Here is a 22,596-nt window from a genome sequence, read left to right as displayed (position 1 = left end):
TAAGGAGGTTGCGGTGCCATGGACGTCAGGGGGCGCAACCCAGGTTGGACGCGTGGCGACCCGCTGCGCGCGGCTCGGGACCTGGTTGCCGCGTCCGCGGCATCGCCACTGGTCTATTTCTCCTCGGTGTCGGAGAACACCCACCGCTTCGTCGAGAAGCTGGGGATCCCCGCCACGCGGATTCCGCTGCATGGCCGCATCGAAGTAGACCAGCCCTACGTCCTCGTCCTGCCCACCTACGGCGGCGGCCGGGCCACCCCGGACCTCAACGCCGGCGGTTACGTGCCCAAGCAGGTCATCGCCTTTTTGAACAATGAGCACAACCGGTCGTTGATCCGCGGCGTCATCGCCGCGGGCAACAACAACTTCGGTGCCGAATTCGCCTACGCGGGCAACGTGATCTCGCGCAAGTGCGGCGTTCCGTACCTGTACCGCTTCGAACTCATGGGAACCCAGGACGACGTGGATGCCGTCCGCGCGGGCTTAGCCAATTTTTGGAAGGAACAGACGTGCCACCAACCGTCGCTGCAGAGCCTGTAACCACCGGAGCCCACGCGTTGCCGGGGGAGACGGATTACCACGCGCTCAACGCGATGCTGAATCTGTACGACGCGGACGGCAAGATTCAGTTCGACAAGGACCGCGAGGCCGCGCATCAGTACTTCCTGCAGCACGTCAACCAGAACACGGTGTTCTTCCACAATCAGGACGAGAAGCTCGACTACCTGATCAAGGAGAACTATTACGAGCGCGAGGTTCTCGACCAGTACAGCCGCAATTTTGTCAAGACGCTGCTGGACCGGGCCTACGCCAAGAAGTTCCGGTTCCCGACGTTTCTGGGCGCGTTCAAGTACTACACCTCCTACACGCTGAAGACGTTCGACGGGAAGCGCTACCTGGAGCGCTTCGAGGACCGCGTGGTCATGGTGGCGCTGACGCTGGCCGCCGGCGACACCGTGCTGGCCGAAAAGCTGGTCGACGAGATCATCGACGGGCGATTCCAGCCGGCCACCCCGACGTTTCTGAACTCGGGCAAAAAGCAGCGTGGCGAGCCGGTGAGCTGCTTTCTGCTGCGCATCGAGGACAACATGGAGTCGATCGGGCGATCGATCAACTCCGCGCTGCAGCTGTCCAAGCGTGGCGGGGGAGTTGCGTTGCTGCTGAGCAACATTCGCGAGCACGGCGCCCCGATCAAGAACATCGAGAACCAGTCCTCTGGCGTCATCCCGATCATGAAGTTGCTCGAGGACTCCTTCTCCTACGCCAACCAGCTCGGCGCGCGGCAGGGCGCCGGCGCGGTGTACCTGCATGCGCATCACCCGGACATCTACCGGTTCCTGGACACCAAGCGCGAGAACGCCGACGAGAAGATCCGCATCAAGACGCTGAGCCTGGGCGTGGTGATTCCCGACATCACCTTCGAGCTGGCCAAGAAGAACGAGGACATGTACCTGTTCTCGCCGTACGACGTCGAGCGGGTCTACGGCCTGCCGTTCGCCGACATCTCGGTCACCGAGAAGTACTACGAGATGGTCGACGACGCCCGCATCCGCAAGACCAAGATCAAGGCGCGGGAGTTCTTCCAGACGCTGGCCGAGCTGCAGTTCGAATCCGGCTACCCCTACATCATGTTCGAGGACACGGTGAACCGGGCCAACCCGATCGACGGCAAGATCACCCACTCGAACCTGTGCTCGGAGATCCTGCAAGTCTCCACGCCGTCGGTGTTCAACGATGACTTGTCGTACGCCAAAGTGGGCAAGGACATTTCGTGCAACCTGGGGTCGCTGAACATCGCCAAGACGATGGACTCGCCCGACTTCGCGCAGACCATCGAGGTCGCGATCCGGGCGCTGACGGCGGTGAGCGATCAGACCCACATCACCTCGGTGCCCTCAATCGAGCAGGGCAACAACGAGTCCCACGCGATCGGCCTCGGCCAGATGAACCTGCACGGTTACCTGGCCCGCGAGCGCATCCACTACGGCTCCGAAGAAGGCATCGACTTCACCAACATCTACTTCTACACCGTGCTCTACCACGCACTGCGCGCCTCGAACCGCATCGCGATCGAGCGGGGCAGCAAGTTCGGCGGCTTCGAGAAGTCGAAGTACGCCTCGGGTGAGTTCTTCGACAAGTACACCGAGCGGGTGTGGGAACCGGCCACCCCGCGGGTGCGCGAGATCTTCGCCGAGGCGGGCGTTCGCATTCCCACGCAGGAGGATTGGCAGCGCCTGAAGGAGTCGGTGCAGCAGCACGGCATCTACAACCAGAACCTGCAGGCCGTCCCGCCGACGGGATCGATCAGCTACATCAACCACTCGACCAGCTCGATCCACCCGGTGGCGAGCAAGATCGAGATCCGCAAGGAAGGCAAGATCGGCCGTGTCTACTACCCGGCGCCGTATCTGACCAACGACAACCTGGAGTACTACCAGGACGCCTACGAGATCGGTTACGAGAAGATCATCGACACCTATGCCGCGGCCACCCAGCACGTGGACCAGGGCCTGTCGCTGACGCTGTTCTTCAAGGACACGGCCACCACCCGCGACGTGAACAAGGCGCAGATCTACGCCTGGCGCAAGGGAATCAAGACGCTGTACTACATCCGGCTGCGCCAGATGGCTTTGGAGGGAACAGAGGTCGAGGGCTGCGTGTCCTGCATGCTCTAGCGCCCCGGCGCCCGGTGTAAAGCCGGGCGCCACCGCGTTTTCCGGCCACCGCCCGCGTAATCCGGGTAGACCGGCTGTCGTAGCCGCCCTAACTTTGCATCAGACAGCGACCCGAGCGACGCAGATTCGTTCGGGGGCCAGATGATGCAAAGGGGCGATCATGCCACGGACCCGTGACGATAGTTGGGACCTCAAGACCGGCGTAGGCGCGACGGCGACGATGGTGGCCGCGGCACGGGCGGTCGCCAGCAAGCAAACCGACCCGGTAATCAGGGATCCGTTCGCCGAGGTATTGGTCCGGGCGGTCGGACTACGATTGTTCACCCAAATAGTCGACGGCACAATCAGTTTCTCCGACCTCGATGTCGCCTGGATGCCCGCCTACTTCGGGATGCGCAGTAGCAGCCTCGATGACTTCGCCCTCGACGCGTGTCAGTCGGGCATTCGGCAAGCCGTGATCCTGGCCGCCGGATTGGATTGTCGCGCCTACCGGTTGGATTGGCCGTCGGCGATGTCCATCTACGAAGTCGACCAACCGCGGGTAATCGAGTGGAAGCGCAGCGTCCTGACCGGATTGGGCTGGCCGCCTGCAGACGGGCACCACTGCCTGGGCATCGATTTGCGCCAGGACTGGTCAACGGCATTGCGGCAAGCGGGTTTCGATGGCGCTCAGCCGACCGTCTGGATCGTCGAGGGCCTACTCATCGGGTACCTACCGCCCGAGACACACGACGAGATACTCGACGCGATCACCGCCTTGAGTGCCCCTGGCAGCCGGCTCGGGGCCGACTACATCGACAGCCCCCGGGCCGACGCGCTTGGCGATAACCTGCGAATGCACCATGCGATGTGGAATGAGCGGGACCCCGAAATAGACATGCGCGACCTGACTTTCGCCGGAAAGCACGCCGATCCGGTGGCGTATCTGGCCGAGCGTGGCTGGAAGGCAAGCAGTGCGGATCTCGACACCGTCTTTCGGGCCGCCGGGCGATCCGCTCCCACCGGGGACGGCTTCGCCGAGCTTGCCAGTTTCACCCGGATGCTCAGCGGGTTGCGCACCTAGCGGTTTCGTCGCAGCTGCGTTCACTGTCATCCCCGCATGTCTTTCCTTGGCCCGCAGGAGGGGTCACACTCATGGTCGCGTCCGTACGTCGGCGGCTGGTCAGCAGGCTCTGGCTGCCCGCCCTGGTGGCCGTCGTGGTTGTCCTGGCGGCATTCATCATCGACTCCGCACACGGGATCTTCGGTTCCCAGGACCGAACTCGAAGTCCGGGCAACAAATTCTCGATAGCCCAGTTCAATCCCAAACGCATCGAATACGACATTTTCGGCGATCTCGCGGGGTGGGGAAGGGCCAGCTACTGGGACGTGAACTCCCGCCCCGTACTGGTCGACCTCGCGGCGCTGCCGTGGACACACACCGAAGTAACGGTCTTGACGACGGCCACCGCCGATATCGCCGCGCAGGTGGCAGGCGGCAACATCGGCTGCCGTATCACTGTCGACGGGCAGGTGCGTTCCGAACACACGGCAACCGGTGACCATGCCGGCGTATGGTGCCAGGTGCTGTCCGCATGAACCATAGTGACAACACGCGAAGGCCGTTCTTCGCCAAGGCCATTCGCAGGTTCGCCGTGCCCGTGGTGCTCGCGTGGATCGCCCTCATGGTTGTACTCAACACGGTCGTTCCGCAGCTGGAGCCGGTCACCGAAGCGAACCGGGGTCCGCTGGTCCCGGTCGACGCGCCATCGTCACAAGCACTCATCCACATCGGGCAGGTATTCAAAGAGTCCGACAGCAACAGCCTGGTGATGGTCGTGCTGGAAGGCGAACACAAGTTGGACGAAGGCGACCATGTGTTCTACAACGATCTGGTCGCAAAACTACGGCGCGACAAACACGTTCAATACGTGATGAACCTCTGGGGGCAGGGAACCACCGCCGCGGGGGTGCAGAGCAACGACGGAAAGGCGTCCTACACGCTGGTACGGACCGCCGGCAACCTCGGCTCGGCGGTCTCGGACGAGTCGATCAAGGCGGTGCGAGACCTGGTCTCGCAGAACAAAACCCCGCCCGGTCTGAAGGTCTACGTCTCGGGTTCGGCACCGCTGTCGGCGGATATGCTCGAAGCCGGTAACGAGAGCCTGATCATGATCATGTTCGTCACCATCGTCCTGATCACCGTGATGCTGCTGGTCGTCTACCGCTCGGTCTCGACCGCGCTGCTCGTCCTGCTCATGGTGATGCTGGAACTGAACTGCGGGCGGGGCTTGGTGTCCTTGTTGGCCTTCCACAAGCTCATCGGGATATCGGAGTTCGCGTCGAACCTCTTGGTATCCCTCATCCTCGGCGCGGGCACCGATTACGCGATCTTCTTGATCGGCCGCTATCACGAAGCACGCCACGCTGGCGAAGACCGGGAAACCGCATACTATTCCGCAGTCAACGGCGTGTCGCACGTCATCCTGGGGTCTGGTCTTGCGGTTGCCGGCGCGACGTTCTGCCTCAAGTTCACCCGGCTCAATTACTTCAACACCTGTGGGATCCCCTGTGCCGTGGCAATGCTCACCGCGGTCAGCGCCGCCCTGACCTTCGGGCCGGCCGTGCTGGCACTCGGCAGCAGATTTGGGGTATTCGAACCGAAACGCCAAGGAGGCGCCGGCATTTGGCGCAAGATCGGCACGGTTACCGTCCGGTGGCCTGGCCGGGTCCTGTTGGCAAGTTGCCTGGTGGTGCTTGTGGGATCGCTGACGTTGCCCAGCTACCGGCCCAACTACGACGACCGCATCTACATCTCCGATGACAGCCCGTCGAAGCTGGGATATGCCGCGAGCGACAGGCACTTCCCGGTCAGCAGGCTCAACGGCGACATGCTCATGGTCGAGTCCGATCACGATATGCGTAACAGCACGGATATGATCGCATTGGATCGGGTGGCGCGCAGCGTCTTTCACACTCCGGGCGTGGGGTTGATCCAGAGCGTCACCAGGCCGCTGGGGACTCCGCTCGAGCATTCATCCTTCACCTACACAATGGGCTCGATGGGAACGAAGATCAAGGAGCTCGTGCCGTTCCTCACCGACCTGAACACCCGGCTGACCGACATGGCCGACATCACGAGTCGCATGACCGAACTGATGCGTCATCAGCAGCAATTGACGTCACAACAGGCCGGCGCGACGCATCTCGCCGCCAACGCCGCCCAGGGCATGAAAGACGTCACGGATGCGCTGCGGGACAACATCGCCGAGTTCGACGACGTCTGGCGTCCGGTCCGAAGCTACTTCTACTGGGAGAAGCATTGTTTCGACATCCCGCTCTGCTGGTCATTGCGATCGCTGTTCGACGCGACCGACAAGTTCGACCAGCTGGACGAGCAGATGGACAAGAATCTTCAAGCTGCACTGATCCAGGACTCGGTGCTGCCACAACTGGTCGAACTACTCAGCCGCAACGTCGATGAGCTCGACCAACTCCACCGGGTCATCCTGGCTGAGCACAGCACGATCGAACCCCAGTTGGCCCAACTCGACGAGCTGAGCCGCCAGATGATGGACCTGGGTTACGCTTTCGACAGTGCGAAGAACGACGAATTCTTCTACCTACCACCAGACGCCTTCGCGAATCCCTCTTTCCGGATCGACCTGAAATACTTCGTGTCTCCGGACGGCAAAGCCGCGCGATACATGATCTACCACGACGGTGAGGCGCTCACTGCGCAAGGCATCCAGCATGACCAGACCTATCTGGCGGCCGCGCAGGAGGCGCTGAAGGGCACCACCCTCAGTGGCGCCCGCGTCTATCTCGGCGGCGCGGCGACGACGTACTGGGACATCCAGGATGCGGCCAAAACGGACCTGATCATCGCGGCCACCGCAGCATTCGCGTTGATCTTCCTGGTGATGCTGCTCATCACACGAAGCGTGATCGCGGCGTTGGTCATCATAGGAACCGTCGCGTTTTCTTACTCGGGAGCGTTCGGCCTGTCGGTCCTGATCTGGCAGCACGTGCTCGGCATCCCGATGAGTTGGCTTGGCCTGCCGCTCACCTTCATCATCCTGGTTGCGGTCGGCTCTGACTACAACCTGCTGCTCATCGCCCGCTACCTCGAAGAAAGCCGAGCGGGCCTGAACACCGGTCTGATCAGAGCGGTCGCCAACTCGGGCAAGGTGGTCACCACCGCGGGCCTGGTCTTCGCCGTCACCATGATGGCGATGGTTTCCGGGAAGCTGGTCTCGGTGGGGGAAATGGGATCGACGATCGGGATCGGTTTGCTGCTCGACACTCTCATCGTGCGTTCGTTCGTCACCCCCGCGCTTGCCCGGCTCCTCGGACCCTTCTTCTGGTGGCCCCGACTGGTCCGCTCCAGGCCGGCGCGCGCCGCCACCGGGCGTCCGGTGATGCCGATCGAATACGCGGCTGTTCCTTGACGTCAGGGTGTCGCATTTCGTGGGCACAACGGCTCAATAGCCATGGGTGAATCGCGCTGCGCCGGTGCAGGCTTGATTGGCCCTTACCAAACGACGAGCGTGAACGAGGTGACACCGCTTGCAGGCGATTGCGCGCGCGACCGCGCCGCCGGCCTCCGCGGCCTTTCCCTCGTCGCGGCGCCCTCCGCGCCTGCCGGCGAAACCGACGACGTCAGCCGTCGGGCGGGGCTTGAGCGTGCTTGAAATGGCGACGGCGATCCACGAACGGGCCACAGCCTGATGATCGACGGCCTGCGCATCCGGATCGACACCTCGGATCCGGACGACGCGAGAACTCAAGTCGCGTCTGTCTACTGTCCCCATCGCCTCGCTGTAAAAGGCAGGTTATCGGCGTTCCGGGCCCGGCACGCCGAGGGCGGCACCACTGGGCTAGGCGTCTACGCCCTCTCGTATGGGTCGGCTACAACCCTGATGGAATCGTCGACGTTCGACGACTTCGTCCTGGTTTCCCAGCAGATCAGCGGGCGGTTTGCGGCCCGTGCCGCGAGTGGGGAACGGTTGCTGCTGCCCGGCGAACATGTCGTGCTGGACGCGCACACCGCGTATCAGTTGCGTTGGGAAGAGAACTGCAACCTCTTCCATGTGCGGATCGGCCGCACCGAGTTCGAGGCGGCGGTTGGTGAATTCACCGGCACGGACGAGCCGGTCGCGGTCCGATTCCCGTTGGACCGGCACGCCTCCCGGGCGGGAACGGTGGCCGTTGCGAAGGTGATGCAGTTCCTGCTCCGCAACGCCGGACCGAACGGGCTCCTCACGTCCGAGACATTGCTGTCCGCCCAGATACGTCGCATGTTGATAGCGAGCATCGCAGAGGCCTACGCCGGCATTTTTCCGGCGGCCGATGCGGGTCCGAGTGGCCGCGTCGAACCTCCGGCCGTTCGGCGTGCGATCGCCTACCTCGAGGACGCGGCCGCTGAGGACATCAGGATCGGTGACGTCGCGGCCGCAGCACGGTTGAGCACTCGTGCCCTCCAGGAGGCCTTTCGTAGGCACCTGGACACGACTCCCATGGCACACCTGAAGTCGATCCGCCTCGCGCGAGCGCACGCGGAGCTCAGGCAGTCATCAGTCGAGGACGGGACGACGGTGGCCGCCGTCGCATACCGCTGGGGTTTCGGCAATCTCGGCCGGTTCGCGGCCGACTACCGGCGGGAGTTCGGCCGCTCCCCGAGCGAGGTACTGCGCGGGCCGTAGCGACGCATCGGCGGAACAGAAGTCGAGGGCTGCGTGTCCTGCATGCTCGAGGACCGCGACCGATCAAAGGTTCTCGGCGCCCCAGTTGGCCAGCCGGCGTTCGCGTTCGGTTGAGTCGATGTCTTCGACCCGCGTCATGATCGACCACCGCTGCCCGAACGGGTCTGTGATGGACCCGAACCGGTCGCCGGTGACGAAGGTCTGGGCCGCCTCCCGCAGTGTGGCCCCCGCGTTCTGGGCCCGCGCCAGCACGGCGTCGACGTCCGCGCAGTAGAGCGCGATCGAGTGGGTGACCGCCTCGGTGCGGCTCGGGGCTTCAAGCTGATAGCTGGGGTTGGGGTCGGACAGCTGCAACCTGCCGCGCCCGAAGTCCAACTCCGCGTGCGCGACCGTGCCATCGGGCCCGAGCATCTTCTCGACGAGTGCCGCGCCGAAGACGTCGGTGTAGAACTCGATGGCGGCTGCGGCTCCGTCGACAACGAGAAAAGGGGTCAAACTCGTGTAGCCCTCGGGGATCGGTTCGGGATTCATGTCGTTCAGCTTGGCTAGATTCGTCGCGTGGACGCTTGTAAAAACACGCCACCGGCGGGAGCGCCGGAGCCCGGTGTGGTCGGGCGGGCTGCCACCGGCTCGATATTCGAGCTCGACCGCACGGTGCCCTCGGTGGCGGCTGCCGAATTCGTCGAGCACTTCTGGTCGGTGCGCTGGGACCTGACCGGGCGGACCCCGCAGGAAAGCTTGGTCATCACTTTCCCATCGATCAATCTCACCCATGAGTGGGGCACCGACTCACCCCGCCATGGGTTCACCCTGCCGGCCACCTTGGTGCACGGCGTGGTTCAGCGGATCTTCGCCATCGAGTTGTCGGGACGCGGCGCGGTGGTCGGCGCGCGCTTCCGGCCGGGCGGATTCACCGCCCGATTCCGACGCGATGCAAGCGCGCTGACCGGCCGGGTTGTGTGCGTCGATGACGACTTATTCGACAGCCCAGCGCTTTTCGACGATGATATCGATGGCACGACCGCGCAACTGGACGCCATGATCGGGACACGCACCGACCCCGACCCGACCTATACGTCACTCAACGCGCTGCTAGACCGGATCCGTGACGACGACGCCATCCAGCGAGTACAGCACGTGATGGCGTGCTCACCGTGGAGCGTGCGAACCACCCAGCGGGTTTTCCGCCACTACGTCGGGGTTCCGGTCAAATGGGTCCTGTGCCGTTACCGCCTGCAGCAGGCGGCGTTGGCAATCGAGACCGATCGATCCGTCGATCTGGCCGATCTGGCGGTTCGCCTCGGCTGGTATGACCAAGCCCACTTCACCAACGACTTCCGCTCGATGCTCGGCTGCAGTCCCGGTGAGTACGCCCAGCGATACGCCTGAACGGGCACGCCCAGCCGTTTGATCGGGCAGTCTGCCCAGGTCAGCGCCCGTCGCGCGGTACAGTGCTTGATGTGGTGAGAATTCCTCGGCCTCCTAGACCCCACCCGGCTGTCAAGCCTGGGGCCAAGGTCGACGCGCGCAGCGAGCGCTGGCGCGAGCACCGCAAGAAAGTGCGCAGCGAAATCGTCGACGCGGCCTTCCGCGCCATCGACCGGCTCGGCCCCGAACTGTCCGTGCGGGAAATCGCCGAGGAGGCCGGCACCGCCAAGCCGAAGATCTACCGGCACTTCCACGACAAGTCGGACCTGTTCCAGGCGATCGGGGAGCGGCTACGCGACATGCTGTGGGCCGCGATCTTCGCGTCCATCGACCTGAAAACGGACTCGGCCCGTGAGGTGATCCGGCGCAGCGTCGAGGAGTACGTGATCCTGGTCGACAAGCACCCCAATGTGCTGCGCGTCTTCATCCAGGGCCGCTCGGCGGCCAGCCCCCAGATCCTGGACGAGGGACGCGGCATCACCCTGGCCGTGGCCGACATGTTCGACAACGAGCTGCGCGAGATGGAACTCGACCACGCGGCGGTCGAACTGGCCGGCAACGCGGCGTTCGGCTGCGCCGCGTCGGCCACGGAGTGGTGGCTGGGCCCCGAGCCGGACAGCCCCCGGCTGATGTCGCGCGAGCAGTTCGTCGCGCACCTGACCACCATCATGATGGGGGTCATCGTCGGGACCGCCGAGGCGCTGGGCATCACGATGAATCCTGACCTGCCGATTCACGACATGGTGACCGTCAAGCCGGCCGTGGGCTGAGCGCGGTTCCGCGTTGACAACCGCCGCGGCCATCGATAACACTCGTCCAAACCGATACCCTGGGTACTGGGTATCTGCGCCGGCCGGGGCCGCAGCCGAAGACGCCGGCTGACGCCGACCCGCGACACGCCTGGATAGAAGGACCGATCGACCGTGACCGACGTCGTGACACAAACCGAGACAACCCCTGCGGCCAGCGCCTCGAAGCCCGTGCACACGCGCGCCGTCATCATCGGGACCGGGTTCTCCGGTCTGGGGATGGCGATCGCGCTGCAAAAGCAGGGCGTCGGCTTCGTCATCCTGGAAAAGGCCGGCGACATCGGCGGCACCTGGCGGGACAACAGCTATCCGGGGTGCGCCTGCGACATCCCGTCGCACCTCTATTCGTTCTCGTTCGAGCCCAAGCCCGACTGGAAGAACCCGTTCTCCTTTCAGCCCGAGATCTGGGACTACCTCAAGGGCGTCACCGAGAAGTACGGGCTGCGCCGCTACATCGAGTTCGACTCGCTGGTCGATCGGGCCCATTGGGACGATGACGAGAACCGCTGGCACGTGTTCACCGCCGACGGGCGCGAATACGTCGCCCAGTTCCTGATCTCGGGTGCGGGCGCGCTGCACATCCCGTCCATGCCCGACATCGAAGGCCGCGACGAGTTTGCCGGCGCCGCTTTCCATTCCGCCGAGTGGGACCACAGCGTCGACCTGACCGGCAAGCGGGTGGCCGTCATCGGGACCGGCGCCAGTGCGATCCAGATCGTGCCGGAGATCGTCGGGAAGGTCGCCGAACTTCAGCTCTACCAACGCACTCCGCCGTGGGTGGTGCCGCGGTCGAACCCCGAGATTCCGCCGGCGGTGCGCCGGGCCATGGAGAACGTGCCCGGGCTGCGCGCGCTGGTGCGGCTCGCGATCTACTGGGGGCAGGAAGCGCTGGCCTTCGGCATGACCAAGCGGCCGAACCTGCTCAAGTTCATCGAGTCCTACTGCAAATACAACATTCGCCGGGCGGTCAAGGACAAGGAGTTGCGGCGCAAGCTGATCCCGAACTACCGCATCGGGTGCAAGCGAATCCTGAACTCCTCCACCTATTACGGCGCGGTCGCGGACCCGAAGACCGAACTGGTCACCGACCACATCTCGCGGATCACCGCCGACGGCATCGTCACCGCCGACGGCACCCACCGGCGCGCCGACGTGATCGTGTACGCCACCGGCTTCCACGTCACCGACTCCTACACCTACGTCCAGATCAAGGGGCTGCACGGCGAGGACCTGGTGGACCGCTGGAACCGCGAGGGCATCGGCGCGCACCGCGGCATCACCGTCGCCGACGTGCCCAACCTGTTCTTCCTGCTGGGACCCAACACCGGGCTGGGACACAACTCGGTGGTGTTCATGATCGAATCCCAAATCCGTTACGTCGCAGACGCGATCGCGACCTGCGACAAGCTGGGCGCCCAGGCGCTGGCCCCGACCCGCGCCGCCCAGGACAAGTTCAACGACGAGCTGCAGCGCAGGCTGGGCCCCTCGGTATGGAACAGCGGTGGCTGCAGCAGCTGGTATCTGGACGAGCACGGCAAGAACACCGTGCTCTGGGGCGGCTACACCTGGGAGTACTGGCGGGCGACCCGTTCGGTGAAGCGGGACGAATACCAGTTCTACGGCGTCAACACGGGCGCACGGGCGGCGGTCTAAAGGCCGACCGAAGTTGTTGCGGCGCTGCGTTGTTCGCGGGCCTGCGACTTCCTGGCGAAGGATCGCAGGTTCTGCCGCACGATGCGGTCCAGCCCCCGGTCGGACACCACGCGGTTGATCCACAACAGGATTGCGGCGTCGCGTCCGATGGTGTAGCGCGTGCGTGGACGCGGTGCGGTCGCGGCCTTGGCGACCACCTTCGCGGCGTGTTCGGCCGAAACGCCCTCCTCGCCGAACGACCGGGCTTGCGCCGTGACGGCCCCGATGAGATCGCCGTAGCGGGCGAGTTGCGCCTCGGTCAGGCTGGCCATCAGGCCCTCGGCGGTGCTGATGCCGCGCTCGGCCATCTCGGTCTTGACCGCGCCGGGTTCGACGACGACCACCTTGATGCCGAGTTCGGCGACCTCCCGCCGCAACGCGTCACTGGCGGCTTCCAGGGCGAACTTCGAACCGGCATACGAGCCATACGTCGGCAACACCACCTTGCCGCCGACCGAGCTGATGTTGACGACGGTGCCTCCGCTGAGCAGCAGGGCCGGCAACAGCTTCTGGGTCATCGCGATGTGGCCGAAGAGGTTTACCTCGAATTGCCGGCGCCACTGGTCGATCGGCAGCGTTTCGACTGGAGAATTGACCGCGATGCCGGCGTTGTTGACCAGCGCGCGCAGGGGACGGCGCAGCGGATCGCGCGCGACGCGGTCGGCGATGGCGGCCACGTCCGTTTCCATCGTGATGTCCAGGATGTGCGGCTCGATGTTTTGTGCGCGCAGCGCCTCGGCGTCCGCGTCGCGGCGCACACCGGCCAGCACATGAAAACCCTTGCGGGCCAATTCTCGAGCGGTGGCCGCGCCGATGCCGGTCGAGGCGCCGGTGACGACGATCAGCTCATTACGGTTGGCGCGATTCGACGACATCATGGGGTTCTCCGATCGAGGGGACCTAGTTTGAGTTGACGCTGTCATCTCAAACTAGCAGTCGAGTTGACATTGTCAACCCAACGACCGGCTTATGCTCTGCGGGTGACGACAAGGGCCGAAAGCGCGGCGGCGACGCGCCGTTCGTTGGTCGAGGCGGCGGGGGTGTTGCTCGACCTCGGCGGTGTCGACGCGGTGACGCTGCGCGAGGTCGGCGCCCGCAGCGGCGTGTCGCGCTCGGCGGCGTATCGGCACTTTGCCGACAAGGAGTCTCTGCTCGCCGAGTTGGCCACCAACGCACTGCGCGAACTGGGTGACGCGCTCGAAGCGTTGGTGGGTAGCGAAGATTCGCCGCAGGAATGTCTGCGGTCGGCCCTGCTGTCGCTGATCGACATCGGCCGCACCCGCCCGCATCTCTACCGCCTGATGTTCACCCCGCCGGCGGGTGACCCGACCGCGGCGATGCAGGCGGCCCAACGCACGCAGGAGCTGTTTCTTCAGATGGTCGGTCGCATCACCGGTCCGCAGCAGGCCCCGCGCTACGGGGCGCTCATTTTGACGAGCGCGCATGGCATTACGGGCCTCGACTTGAGTGGCCACATGGATCTGGACAAGTGGCACACCAGCGCCGAGGAACTCGTCGACACGCTTATTTCGGTGTTGCCAAAAGCCGGATGAAAGCCTGCGCGGCCGCATCCACGCCGGCCTCGTCGTCGGTCGCGACGAGATCCAGCAGCAGGCCGCGTGCGACGGCCAACCCGAGCCGGGCCAAGGCGGGATGGACCGGAGCCTCGGCGATCGCGTCGACCTCGGCCAGCCAACTCTCGACGGCCCCGGGAACCATTCGGGCAAAAGGCTTTTCGCCCTGGGCGGCGCGGGCGTAGCACTCGAAGAACAAGCGCTCGGCTTGGCGCAGCTCGGGTCGACGCAGGTCGGCCCACATCGCCGCGAAGCCCTCGGCCGGGCCGGTCGGCAGTTCGGACAGCACACCCATCTGCCGGTGCTCGACCGCCTCGACGATTGCCAGGAGCAGGTCTTCGCGAGAGCCGAAGTGGTGCAACAGCATTCGGTGGCTGGTGCCCACTGCGGCGGCCACCTCGCGCAGGGACCGGTCGCCGATGCCGCCGGTGGCGAACTCGGCGACGAGTGCCTCGAGGAGCTGTTGGCGCCGCCCGGTGTCAGGGGTGCGCGCCATCGGCGCGGCTGAGCTTCTCGGCGCGGGCCTTGAGGCCTTGGGCTTCCAGGTCGAGGAAGCGCTTGGTCTTCTTGATCATCAACCGCCCGACGAGGGCCCCCAGCGCGCCGCCCTGGTCGAGTTGCTGGCGCACCAACGTGCGGCCGCCGGGTTGGGCGATGACGTCGTGGCGTGCGCGCACCCGCACTCCGGGCGAGCGCTGCACCCAGGTCCAGGACCTGCCGGGGTCGAGCTCGGTGACCCGCCACTTCAGCTTCGACATGCCGGGCTGCTTGATCGCGAAGCGCCTGCCGACGGCGAGGGCCGCGCCGTCCAGCCCGGTCAGGGAGGTGACCGAGGCGGTCCAGTCCGGCCAGTGCTCGACGTCGGTGAAGACGTCCCAGACGAGTCGGGGCGGTGCGTCGATCTCGACGCTGTCTTCGGTAAACATGTACCAAATGGTACATCCTTGGCGCGCGATACTGGAGAACGGAATGGAACCGACGGCGCGCCGGGGGGCGCTTGCGACACGCAAACACAAGTTGTTGTGTTGCCGTCGCTTGTCGCACCCCAGGGGTAGTGTCTGGAGCCTGAGATTCATCCGGCAAAACGGCGTGTGAAGTGGGGTTCTGGTGTCCGAAAACATGAAGCTGATCGACCGCGTTTCGGCGATCAACTGGAACCGGCTGCAAGACGACAAGGACGCCGAGGTCTGGGACCGGCTGACCGGCAACTTCTGGCTGCCGGAGAAGGTGCCGGTGTCCAACGACCTGCCGTCATGGGGCACCCTGACCGCCCACGAGAAGCAGATGACCATGCGCGTGTTCACCGGCCTGACCCTGTTGGACACCATCCAGGGCACGGTCGGGGCGGTCAGCCTCATCCCCGACGCGCTGACCCCGCACGAGGAAGCGGTGTACACCAACATCGCGTTCATGGAGTCGGTGCACGCCCGCAGCTACAGCAACATCTTCTCCACGCTGTGCTCGACCGCCGAGATCGACGACGCCTTCCGCTGGTCGGAGGAGAACCCCAACCTGCAGCGCAAGGCCGAGATCGTCATGCAGTACTACAAGGGCGACGAGCCGCTCAAGCGCAAGGTCGCCTCCACGCTGCTGGAGAGCTTCCTGTTCTACTCCGGCTTCTACCTACCGATGTACTGGTCGAGCAGGGCCAAGCTGACCAACACCGCCGACATGATCCGGCTGATCATCCGCGACGAGGCCGTGCACGGCTATTACATCGGCTATAAGTTCCAGCGCGGCCTGGCCCTGGTGGACGACGCGCGCAAGCAGGAGCTCAAGGACTACACCTACGAGTTGCTCTTCGAGCTCTACGACAACGAGGTGGAGTACACCCAGGACCTCTACGACGAGGTCGGGCTGACCGAGGACGTCAAGAAGTTCCTGCGCTACAACGCCAACAAGGCGCTGATGAACCTCGGCTACGAGGCGCTGTTTCCGCGCGACGAGACCGACGTCAACCCGGCGATCCTGTCGGCGCTGTCACCCAACGCCGACGAGAACCACGACTTCTTCTCCGGCTCGGGCTCGTCCTACGTGATCGGCAAGGCCGTCGTCACCGAGGACGAGGACTGGGACTTCTAGCAACCGCAGCTCGCATAGCTGGTCCGTCTTGCACGGTCGGCCGGCCGGAGACTTATTGGTCCGCTCCATACGCCGCGCGGGAGTTTTTACAAACACAGTTGTAATTAGATGCGGGAGCGATTACGCTGCCATCGACGAATCGGGACACGTCGCCAAACATCTGGGTCGCCAATAGGGGGAAGTTTGGGAAGTATGTTGTTCCGCGTAGCTACCGTCACCGCAAAGATCGTCACTGCCGCCTTATGACCGTCGCGTTGCTGACCCAGCATCTGTACGAGTTTGCCGTCGAATTGCGCCGATTGGCCTACACCATGCCTGGTGGGTATGAAGACCCGCTGATCCAGCTGAGCGAGCGGATGGTCCACTGCGCCACCGAGCAGAGCTCGGAAGGTGTCGGCTAGCTCGGCCGATCACTGTCGCCTCGTTAAGCAGTTACTAGCGACTGGCAAACGCGCATTGGGTTTCCCGCGATCTGCTTTCTCACGATTGTGGATACCAGCCGATTATTGACTCGACCGCTAATAAGCCCGAAGCGGAAAATACCCGTACCCGATTTACCGCGGGCCTCCGACGTTGCTTTGTAGCCCGCACTGCTTGGCTTCCCGCGCGATCACTCGCATTAGCCGCCAGCGGCACGTCGGCTAGATCTGCAATGGCGTTCTCATGCACGTTCCTCGACGCGAGGACGAGGGCCGGACTGCTGGGCGGTTCGACCGCGGCGCTCGGTTTCCCGCGTGGCCCGCCCGGGTATCTGGCACGCGAAATCGTTTCTGGACGGGAGAGCCACGTGACCACCGCCGAACAGCCGCCGCCAGAGGGCGACGAACAACCGCCCCAAGCCACCGACGACGAAGAGGGCTCCGACGTGGAGTCCACGGAGCCCTCATCCACGGGAAGTGACGCTCCAACCGCCGGCGAATGAGGCGCCGGCCAGCCGATATGAGCCCGCGGCCCGACGGCTATGCGCTCTGTCGGTGCTGCTGGCGGGTCTGGTTAACGAGATTGATGCCGACAGCTGCGCCGCCCAATATTGCTGCGGGAAGGGCGATTTCGAGCTGTCCTGTCGTCGCGCCGATCGTGGCCAGCAGTCCCAGGCCCCCAGCAATCATGTTGAGGTTTCCGGCCACTCTGTTTGTCCGCTGGTGCTGATAGGCGCCGACCGCGATCTCGCCGACCCCGAGTATCCCGGAGACGATGAGCGGCGCGCCCGTCGCGGTCATTGCGGTGGCGATTACATCGAGTTGCACTTGTCTCCCAGACGATTACGACTGAACCATCAATTGCTCGTACAAGTCCTGCATACCCAACCGTCGCGTCGCTCCAAAGGCCATCGCCCCTCCGGGCCGCGCAGTTTCGCATATCGGCCTTCGCAGGGACGCCATGATTCGTTTCGTGACTGCCGCTGTGGATCCGTCCGCCGCGCGCTTTTTGGTAGCGGACATGTTCGGGTAATGAACGGCGTATGAATTGTGCGCGCGCCGCTTTTCACCCGCTGGCGCGGGTGACACGACAGCCCTGACACTGGTGGGGTGACGAATACCGCCGCCTCTGCCACCGCCAACTTCTGCCGTTCGGTACTTCGCTGGCTGCGCGCCGGCTACCCCGAGGGCGTCCCCGGGCCCGACCGGGTGCCGCTGCTGGCGCTGCTGCGCAGCACCCCGCTGACCGAGGAGCAGATCGCCGAGGTGGTGCGCAACATCACCGCGGACGGATCCCCGGCGATCGCCGACGGCGTGATCGAGCGCGACGAGATCGCCCATTTCATCTCCGACATGACGCACTACGACGCCGGGCCGGAAAACATCATCCGGGTGGCGTCCACCCTGGCGGCCGTCGGGTGGCCGCTGGCCGGCATCGACGTCAGCGAAGTCATCCCCGGCGACGAATGGGGAGAGGCCGCCGAAATCGCCGCGCGCAGTGCTGCTTCCGAGAACGCGCCGGGCGTCGCGCTGTAGGGCCCGTCAGCTTCCCGACGCCCTACAGCTTTGAGATGTCGATGACGAAGCGGTAGCGCACGTCGCTGGCCAGGACGCGCTCGTAGGCCTCGTTGATGTAGTCGGGCTCGATCAGCTCGATTTCCGGCGTCACGTGGTGCTCGGCGCAGAAGTCCAGCATCTCCTGGGTTTCGGCGATGCCGCCGATGTTCGACCCGGACAGGCTGCGGCGCGCCAGCGCCAGCGAGAACGCGCCCACCTCCATGGGGTGCTCGGGAATGCCCAATTCAACGAGCGTGCCGTCGACGTCGAGCAGACTGAGGTAGTCGTTGAGGTTCAGGTTCGCCGAGACGGTGTTCAGGATCAGGTCGAAGCTGTTGCGCAGCTCCTTGAAGGTCTCGCGCTCGGCGGTGGCGTAGTAGTGCTTGGCGCCGAGTCGCAGACCGTCTTCCATCTTCTTCAGCGATTGCGACAGGACCGTCACCTCGGCGCCCATCGCCGCCCCGAGCTTGACGCCCATGTGGCCCAGCCCGCCCAGGCCGATGATCGCCAGGAGAGTGTCCGGGCCGGCCTTCCAGTGCCGCAGCGGCGAGAACAGCGTGATGCCCGCGCACAGCAGCGGCGCCGCCTTGTCCAACGGCAGCGAATCGGGGATGTGCAGGACGAAGTTCTCGTCGACGACGATCGCCTGGCTGTAGCCGCCCTGGGTGATCGTGCCGTCCTTGTCGGTGGCGTTGTAGGTGAAGATCGTGCCCCGGCTGCAGTACTGCTCCAGGCCGGCCTGACAACTGCGGCACTGACCGCAGGAGTTCACCATGCAGCCCACCCCGACGTGGTCGCCCACCTTGTGCTTGGTGACCGCGGAGCCCACCGCGGTCACGACGCCGGCGATCTCGTGGCCGACGACCAGCGGGTAACTCGGTGTTCCCCATTCGCCTTTGGCCGTGTGGATGTCGGAGTGGCAGATTCCGGCGAACTTGATGTCGATCGCCACGTCGTGGGGACCCGGCTCGCGCCGCTCGATGGTTGTCTTGGTCAACGGTGCCGTCGGCGAGGTGGCCGCGTACGCCGAAACTGTGCTCATGAAAAGTCCCTCTTCGATTCGATACGTCTTCAAGAAGTTTAGCTAGGGTAAAAGTTCTTCCGCCATCCGAGGCGGCGAATATCACCTTATGGCGACGAGTGCGTACCGGCCGGTGGTGGTCAGTTGATCGGGGCGTTCACCAGGCGCAGGTCGTCGACGATGCCGCGGGCCGCGATCAGGCCCTCGCCGGTTTGCCAGATCTCGTCGTTGACGACGTAGACCCGGTTGTCGTGGTTGGCCGACAGCTTGCGCCACGGGTTGCTGTCCAGGATCGTCGCGGCCCGATCGGCAGCGGCCGGGGTGGCGCAGGACAGGTACACCACGTCGGCGTCGGCGATCGAGAGATCCGGATTCTTCGCCAGGTCCGCGTCGGAAGCGCCGATCTCGATGTAGGGCTTGTCGGTGAACCGCTGCGAGGCGGGCCGGTCGACGCCGACCGCGCCGAGCACGCTGGCCGGGAAGTTGTTGGCGCCGTAGACCCGGATGGTGCCGGCCGTCAGCTGCACGATCGACGCCTGATAGTGGGAGGCGTCGTGCCGCGCGCCGACGTCGGTCGCCCGCTGCGAGAAGCCGGTGACCAGCCCGTCCGCCGCGGCGCCGCGGCCGGTGGCGGCTCCGACCGCGCGCAGGTTGTCCTGCCAGGCCGCGCCCGGCGCGGCGGTGAACACCGTCGGGGCGATCGGGGCCAGCTGCGGATACAGCGTCGGGGTCAACGCTTGCGAGCCCAGGATCAGATCGGGGTGGGCGGCCGCGATCGCCTTCACGTCCGGGTGGGAGCGGCTGCCGACACCGGGCACGCCCTGCACCGCGCCGCCCAGATAGGCGGGCTGGGTCGGCGAGCCGTCCGGCAGGGCGGCGCCGACCACCCGCGATTGCAGGCCCAGCGCGCACAGCGTGTCGAGCTGGTCGCCGGAGAGCACCACGATGCGCTGGGGATCGGCGGGCACCTGCACGATGTCTGGGGCGACGCCCGCCGCGTTGTGCGCCTGCCGCTTGGCCGGGCCCGGGTCGGCCTCGGCGGGGTCGCGTGCGCATGACTCGTCGGGCCGGCGGTCGTTTCCGAGCACGCCGGCGCCGGCGATCTGGGTGGTGGGCGTGATGAGCGAATGGGTCGGCTGCCCGGCGGGCTGGTCGGATCCGCAGCCGCCGCAGGCCAGGATGACCGCCGCCGTCGCCGCGGTCAGCCGGGCGGGTCTGATCACGCCGAACAACACGCGTCAGACGCTAACATCCGGCCAGCTCGGCGCGGCCGCGCCGACGGGCGGGCCGCGCCGGTGAGCCGTTTACGACAGTTTGTAGGACCAGCCCTGACGTCGTCATGATCGACGGCTAAGATTCGTCTCAATACTGATTTTTGGGCCAGTGTCCGATCTGGATGTTTGGAGAAGCTGTTGACAGCCGAAGCGCCCCCTTTGGGACAACTCGAGGCCGTTCGTCCGTATCCGGACCGGATGGGCCCCAAAGGGAACCTCGTCTACAAACTGATCACGACGACCGATCACAAGTTGATCGGCATCATGTACACGGTCACCTGCTTCGCCTTCTTCTTCATAGGCGGGCTGATGGCGTTGCTGATGCGCACCGAGCTGGCCGCTCCCGGGCTGCAGTTCCTATCGAATGAGCAGTTCAACCAGCTGTTCACCATGCACGGCACGATCATGCTGCTGCTCTATGCCACCCCGGTGGTGTTCGGTTTCGCCAACCTGGTGCTGCCGCTGCAGATCGGTGCGCCCGACGTGGCCTTTCCGCGGCTGAACGCCTTCTCGTACTGGCTGTTCCTGTTCGGCGGGCTGATCGCGGCGTCCGGCTTCATCGTCCCGGGCGGCGCCGCCGACTTCGGCTGGACCGCCTACACGCCGCTGTCCGACGCCGTGCACTCACCCGGCGCCGGGGGAGACCTGTGGATCACCGGCCTGATCGTCGCCGGTCTGGGCACCATCCTGGGTGCGGTCAACATGATCACCACCGTGGTGTGCATGCGCGCGCCCGGCATGACGATGTTCCGGATGCCGATCTTCACCTGGAACATCCTGGTGACCTCGATCCTGATCCTGATCGCCTTCCCGATCCTGACCGCGGCGCTGTTCGGGCTGGCCGCCGACCGACATCTGGGCGCCCACGTCTATGACGCCGCCAACGGCGGAGTCTTGTTGTGGCAACACCTGTTCTGGTTCTTCGGGCATCCCGAGGTGTACATCATCGCGTTGCCGTTCTTCGGCATCGTCACCGAGATCATCCCGGTGTTCTCGCGCAAGCCGGTGTTCGGCTACACCACGCTGGTGTACGCCACCCTGTCGATCGCCGCCCTGTCGGTCGCGGTGTGGGCGCACCACATGTTCGCCACCGGAGCCGTTCTGCTGCCGTTCTTTTCATTCATGACGTATCTGATCGCGGTGCCGACGGGGATCAAGTTCTTCAACTGGATCGGCACGATGTGGAAGGGGCAAATCACCTTCGAGACGCCGATGCTGTTCTCGGTCGGCTTCCTCATCACCTTCCTGCTGGGTGGTCTGACCGGTGTGATGCTGGCCAGCCCGCCGCTGGACTTCCACGTCACCGACAGCTATTTCGTGGTCGCGCACTTCCACTACGTGCTGTTCGGCACCATCGTGTTCGCCACCTACGCCGGCATCTACTTCTGGTTCCCGAAGATGACCGGCCGGCTGCTCGACGAGCGGCTGGGCAAGCTGCACTTCTGGCTGACCTTCATCGGGTTCCACACCACGTTCCTCGTGCAGCACTGGCTGGGTGACCTGGGCATGCCGCGCCGCTACGCGGACTACCTGCCCAGCGACGGCTTCCAGCCCTACAACGTCGCCTCGACGGTCGGCGCCTTCATCCTGGGCGCGTCGATGTTCCCGTTCGTCTGGAACGTCTTCAAGAGCTGGCGTTACGGCGAGGTCGTCACGGTCGACGACCCGTGGGGCTACGGCAACTCCCTGGAATGGGCGACCAGCTGCCCGCCGCCGCGGCACAACTTCACCGAGCTGCCCCGAATCCGTTCGGAGCGACCGGCATTCGAGTTGCACTACCCGCACATGGTGGAGCGGCTGCGCGCCGAGGCCCACGTGGGCCGCCATGCCACGGCTCTCGAATCACCGAAAGGCTTCGGCCCACGAACCGAACCCGATCGCTCAACTCCTGAGCAGTAGCGGCGGCTGTCCGGAGTGAACGCACCACCCAACAAGGTGTCGGTGCTGATCACCGTCACCGGCGTGGACCAACCGGGCGTGACGGCGACCCTGTTCGAGGCGCTGTCGCGGCATGGGGTCGAGTTGCTCAACGTCGAACAGGTGGTGATCCGGCACCGCCTGACGCTGGGCGTGCTCGTGTGCTGCCCGGCCGCGGTCGCCGACGGCGCGCAGTTGCGCGAGGACGTTGAAACGGCCATCCGCAGCGTGGGGCTCGATGTGACCATCGAGCGCAGCGACGACGTGCCGATCATGCGGGAGCCCTCCAGCCACACCATCTTCGTGCTCGGCCGGCCCATCACCGCCAGTGCGTTCGGCGCGGTGGCCCGTGAGGTGGCCGCCCTCGGCGTCAACATCGACCTGATCCGCGGTGTCTCCGACTATCCGGTGATCGGCCTGGAACTGCGGGTCTCGGTGCCGCCGGGCGCGGACGCCGCGCTGCG

The 22,596-nt window shown here is 65.1% G+C and carries 23 protein-coding genes; 16 read left to right on the top strand and 7 right to left on the bottom strand.

Going from position 1 to position 22,596, the window contains the following annotated elements:
- Nucleotides 1-18 precede the first annotated feature (18 nt).
- The 6 genes from nrdI (at nt 19) to A9W96_RS24060 (ending at nt 8,359) form a co-directional block, all read left to right on the top strand.
- Complete coding sequence (gene nrdI / locus A9W96_RS24085; RefSeq protein ID WP_231999831.1) at nt 19-540, top strand: class Ib ribonucleoside-diphosphate reductase assembly flavoprotein NrdI; 522 nt, start codon at nt 19-21, stop codon at nt 538-540.
- Entirely contained in the window at nt 510-2,675 is a 2,166-nt protein-coding gene (gene nrdE / locus A9W96_RS24080; RefSeq protein WP_067143644.1) for a class 1b ribonucleoside-diphosphate reductase subunit alpha, read from the top strand. Before nrdI ends, nrdE begins: the two co-directional genes overlap by 31 nt.
- Nucleotides 2,676-2,835: 160 nt before the next feature.
- On the top strand, nt 2,836-3,738 hold the full coding sequence (locus A9W96_RS24075) for an SAM-dependent methyltransferase (protein ID WP_066881254.1): 903 nt from the start codon (nt 2,836-2,838) through the stop codon (nt 3,736-3,738).
- 71 nt (nt 3,739-3,809) lie between these two features.
- The gene (locus A9W96_RS24070) at nt 3,810-4,253 is read left to right on the top strand and encodes an MmpS family transport accessory protein (RefSeq protein WP_066864734.1); all 444 of its coding nucleotides are present in this window, start codon (nt 3,810-3,812) and stop codon (nt 4,251-4,253) included.
- Entirely contained in the window at nt 4,250-7,105 is a 2,856-nt protein-coding gene (locus A9W96_RS24065; RefSeq protein WP_066881252.1) for an RND family transporter, read from the top strand. The genes A9W96_RS24070 and A9W96_RS24065 overlap by 4 nt, the downstream gene beginning before the upstream one ends.
- A gap of 279 nt (nt 7,106-7,384) precedes the next feature.
- On the top strand, nt 7,385-8,359 hold the full coding sequence (locus A9W96_RS24060) for an AraC family transcriptional regulator (protein ID WP_067143641.1): 975 nt from the start codon (nt 7,385-7,387) through the stop codon (nt 8,357-8,359).
- 63 nt (nt 8,360-8,422) lie between these two features.
- On the opposite strand, the gene A9W96_RS24055 is transcribed toward A9W96_RS24060, so the two are convergent.
- A complete protein-coding gene (locus A9W96_RS24055) occupies nt 8,423-8,890 on the bottom strand; it encodes a glyoxalase/bleomycin resistance/extradiol dioxygenase family protein (protein ID WP_066864725.1) in 468 nt (155 codons plus the stop codon).
- A 75-nt stretch (nt 8,891-8,965) separates the two neighbouring features.
- On the opposite strand from A9W96_RS24055, the gene A9W96_RS24050 reads away from it, so the two are divergent.
- From A9W96_RS24050 to A9W96_RS24040, 3 genes are all read left to right on the top strand, one after another.
- Nucleotides 8,966-9,748, top strand: a complete 783-nt coding sequence (locus tag A9W96_RS24050; protein WP_197497871.1) for a helix-turn-helix domain-containing protein — start codon at nt 8,966-8,968, stop codon at nt 9,746-9,748.
- An 80-nt stretch (nt 9,749-9,828) separates the two neighbouring features.
- Nucleotides 9,829-10,557, top strand: a complete 729-nt coding sequence (locus A9W96_RS24045; RefSeq protein WP_156748738.1) for a TetR/AcrR family transcriptional regulator — start codon at nt 9,829-9,831, stop codon at nt 10,555-10,557.
- A 153-nt stretch (nt 10,558-10,710) separates the two neighbouring features.
- Entirely contained in the window at nt 10,711-12,249 is a 1,539-nt protein-coding gene (locus tag A9W96_RS24040; protein ID WP_067143638.1) for an NAD(P)/FAD-dependent oxidoreductase, read from the top strand.
- On the opposite strand, the gene A9W96_RS24035 is transcribed toward A9W96_RS24040, so the two are convergent.
- Nucleotides 12,246-13,166 (bottom strand): SDR family NAD(P)-dependent oxidoreductase, encoded by a 921-nt coding sequence (locus A9W96_RS24035; RefSeq protein ID WP_067143635.1) that lies wholly within the window; start codon nt 13,164-13,166, stop codon nt 12,246-12,248. The two genes, A9W96_RS24040 and A9W96_RS24035, sit on opposite strands and share 4 nt — an antisense overlap.
- A gap of 102 nt (nt 13,167-13,268) precedes the next feature.
- Here A9W96_RS24035 and A9W96_RS24030 point away from each other — a divergent pair, with 102 nt between their 5' ends.
- Nucleotides 13,269-13,841, top strand: coding sequence for a TetR/AcrR family transcriptional regulator (locus tag A9W96_RS24030; RefSeq protein ID WP_066881246.1), 573 nt, complete (start codon nt 13,269-13,271; stop codon nt 13,839-13,841).
- On the opposite strand, the gene A9W96_RS24025 is transcribed toward A9W96_RS24030, so the two are convergent.
- Together A9W96_RS24025 and A9W96_RS24020 are read right to left on the bottom strand one after the other, a co-directional pair.
- Complete coding sequence (locus A9W96_RS24025) at nt 13,813-14,358, bottom strand: TetR/AcrR family transcriptional regulator (protein ID WP_067143631.1); 546 nt, start codon at nt 14,356-14,358, stop codon at nt 13,813-13,815. The genes A9W96_RS24030 and A9W96_RS24025 overlap by 29 nt on opposite strands.
- Entirely contained in the window at nt 14,342-14,788 is a 447-nt protein-coding gene (locus A9W96_RS24020; RefSeq protein ID WP_067143628.1) for an SRPBCC family protein, read from the bottom strand. Before A9W96_RS24020 ends, A9W96_RS24025 begins: the two co-directional genes overlap by 17 nt.
- 181 nt (nt 14,789-14,969) lie before the next feature.
- Here A9W96_RS24020 and nrdF point away from each other — a divergent pair, with 181 nt between their 5' ends.
- From nrdF to A9W96_RS33100, 3 genes are all read left to right on the top strand, one after another.
- Nucleotides 14,970-15,944 (top strand): class 1b ribonucleoside-diphosphate reductase subunit beta, encoded by a 975-nt coding sequence (gene nrdF, locus A9W96_RS24015; RefSeq protein ID WP_197497868.1) that lies wholly within the window; start codon nt 14,970-14,972, stop codon nt 15,942-15,944.
- 242 nt (nt 15,945-16,186) lie between these two features.
- Nucleotides 16,187-16,345, top strand: a complete 159-nt coding sequence (locus tag A9W96_RS32335; RefSeq protein WP_165827780.1) for a hypothetical protein — start codon at nt 16,187-16,189, stop codon at nt 16,343-16,345.
- Between the two features lie 386 nt (nt 16,346-16,731).
- Nucleotides 16,732-16,866, top strand: coding sequence for a hypothetical protein (locus A9W96_RS33100; protein ID WP_255361666.1), 135 nt, complete (start codon nt 16,732-16,734; stop codon nt 16,864-16,866).
- Nucleotides 16,867-16,903: 37 nt separating this feature from the next.
- Here A9W96_RS33100 and A9W96_RS24005 read toward each other — a convergent pair whose 3' ends face one another.
- Nucleotides 16,904-17,164, bottom strand: a complete 261-nt coding sequence (locus A9W96_RS24005) for a hypothetical protein (RefSeq protein WP_156752805.1) — start codon at nt 17,162-17,164, stop codon at nt 16,904-16,906.
- Nucleotides 17,165-17,473: 309 nt separating this feature from the next.
- Between A9W96_RS24005 and A9W96_RS24000 the strand changes: the two genes are divergently transcribed.
- A complete protein-coding gene (locus A9W96_RS24000) occupies nt 17,474-17,899 on the top strand; it encodes a DUF3349 domain-containing protein (protein ID WP_066872070.1) in 426 nt (141 codons plus the stop codon).
- A gap of 22 nt (nt 17,900-17,921) precedes the next feature.
- Here the strand turns inward: A9W96_RS24000 and A9W96_RS23995 are convergent, their stop codons facing one another.
- Together A9W96_RS23995 and A9W96_RS23990 are read right to left on the bottom strand one after the other, a co-directional pair.
- The gene (locus A9W96_RS23995) at nt 17,922-18,962 is read right to left on the bottom strand and encodes an NAD(P)-dependent alcohol dehydrogenase (protein ID WP_067143622.1); all 1,041 of its coding nucleotides are present in this window, start codon (nt 18,960-18,962) and stop codon (nt 17,922-17,924) included.
- 119 nt (nt 18,963-19,081) lie between these two features.
- Nucleotides 19,082-20,176, bottom strand: coding sequence for an iron-siderophore ABC transporter substrate-binding protein (locus tag A9W96_RS23990; protein ID WP_067143619.1), 1,095 nt, complete (start codon nt 20,174-20,176; stop codon nt 19,082-19,084).
- Nucleotides 20,177-20,353: 177 nt separating this feature from the next.
- Here A9W96_RS23990 and ctaD point away from each other — a divergent pair, with 177 nt between their 5' ends.
- Together ctaD and A9W96_RS23980 are read left to right on the top strand one after the other, a co-directional pair.
- Nucleotides 20,354-22,114: a cytochrome c oxidase subunit I gene (gene ctaD / locus A9W96_RS23985; RefSeq protein WP_231997702.1), complete on the top strand. Its 1,761-nt coding sequence runs from the start codon at nt 20,354-20,356 to the stop codon at nt 22,112-22,114.
- Between the two features lie 15 nt (nt 22,115-22,129).
- A partial coding sequence (locus A9W96_RS23980) for an ACT domain-containing protein (RefSeq protein WP_304441740.1) occupies nt 22,130-22,596 on the top strand: 467 nt, incomplete at its 3' end.

The organism is Mycobacterium sp. 1245852.3 (assembly GCF_001669335.1).
Classification (GTDB): domain Bacteria; phylum Actinomycetota; class Actinomycetes; order Mycobacteriales; family Mycobacteriaceae; genus Mycobacterium; species Mycobacterium europaeum_A.
Note: the sequence above shows the minus strand (reverse complement) of the source record. Positions and strands in the feature narration are given on the sequence as shown.

What these genes read in the sequence shown, in the direction of transcription:
- nrdI (WP_231999831.1), top strand. Translation starts at nt 19, where the DNA reads ATGGACGTCAGGGGGCGCAACCCAGGTTGGACGCGTGGCGACCCGCTG.
- A9W96_RS24075 (WP_066881254.1), top strand. Translation starts at nt 2,836, where the DNA reads ATGCCACGGACCCGTGACGATAGTTGGGACCTCAAGACCGGCGTAGGC.
- A9W96_RS24070 (WP_066864734.1), top strand. Translation starts at nt 3,810, where the DNA reads ATGGTCGCGTCCGTACGTCGGCGGCTGGTCAGCAGGCTCTGGCTGCCC.
- A9W96_RS24065 (WP_066881252.1), top strand. Translation starts at nt 4,250, where the DNA reads ATGAACCATAGTGACAACACGCGAAGGCCGTTCTTCGCCAAGGCCATT.
- A9W96_RS24060 (WP_067143641.1), top strand. Translation starts at nt 7,385, where the DNA reads ATGATCGACGGCCTGCGCATCCGGATCGACACCTCGGATCCGGACGAC.
- A9W96_RS24055 (WP_066864725.1), bottom strand. Translation starts at nt 8,890, where the DNA reads ATGAATCCCGAACCGATCCCCGAGGGCTACACGAGTTTGACCCCTTTT.
- A9W96_RS24035 (WP_067143635.1), bottom strand. Translation starts at nt 13,166, where the DNA reads ATGATGTCGTCGAATCGCGCCAACCGTAATGAGCTGATCGTCGTCACC.
- A9W96_RS24025 (WP_067143631.1), bottom strand. Translation starts at nt 14,358, where the DNA reads ATGGCGCGCACCCCTGACACCGGGCGGCGCCAACAGCTCCTCGAGGCA.
- A9W96_RS24020 (WP_067143628.1), bottom strand. Translation starts at nt 14,788, where the DNA reads ATGTTTACCGAAGACAGCGTCGAGATCGACGCACCGCCCCGACTCGTC.
- A9W96_RS32335 (WP_165827780.1), top strand. Translation starts at nt 16,187, where the DNA reads ATGACCGTCGCGTTGCTGACCCAGCATCTGTACGAGTTTGCCGTCGAA.
- A9W96_RS24005 (WP_156752805.1), bottom strand. Translation starts at nt 17,164, where the DNA reads ATGACCGCGACGGGCGCGCCGCTCATCGTCTCCGGGATACTCGGGGTC.
- A9W96_RS23995 (WP_067143622.1), bottom strand. Translation starts at nt 18,962, where the DNA reads ATGAGCACAGTTTCGGCGTACGCGGCCACCTCGCCGACGGCACCGTTG.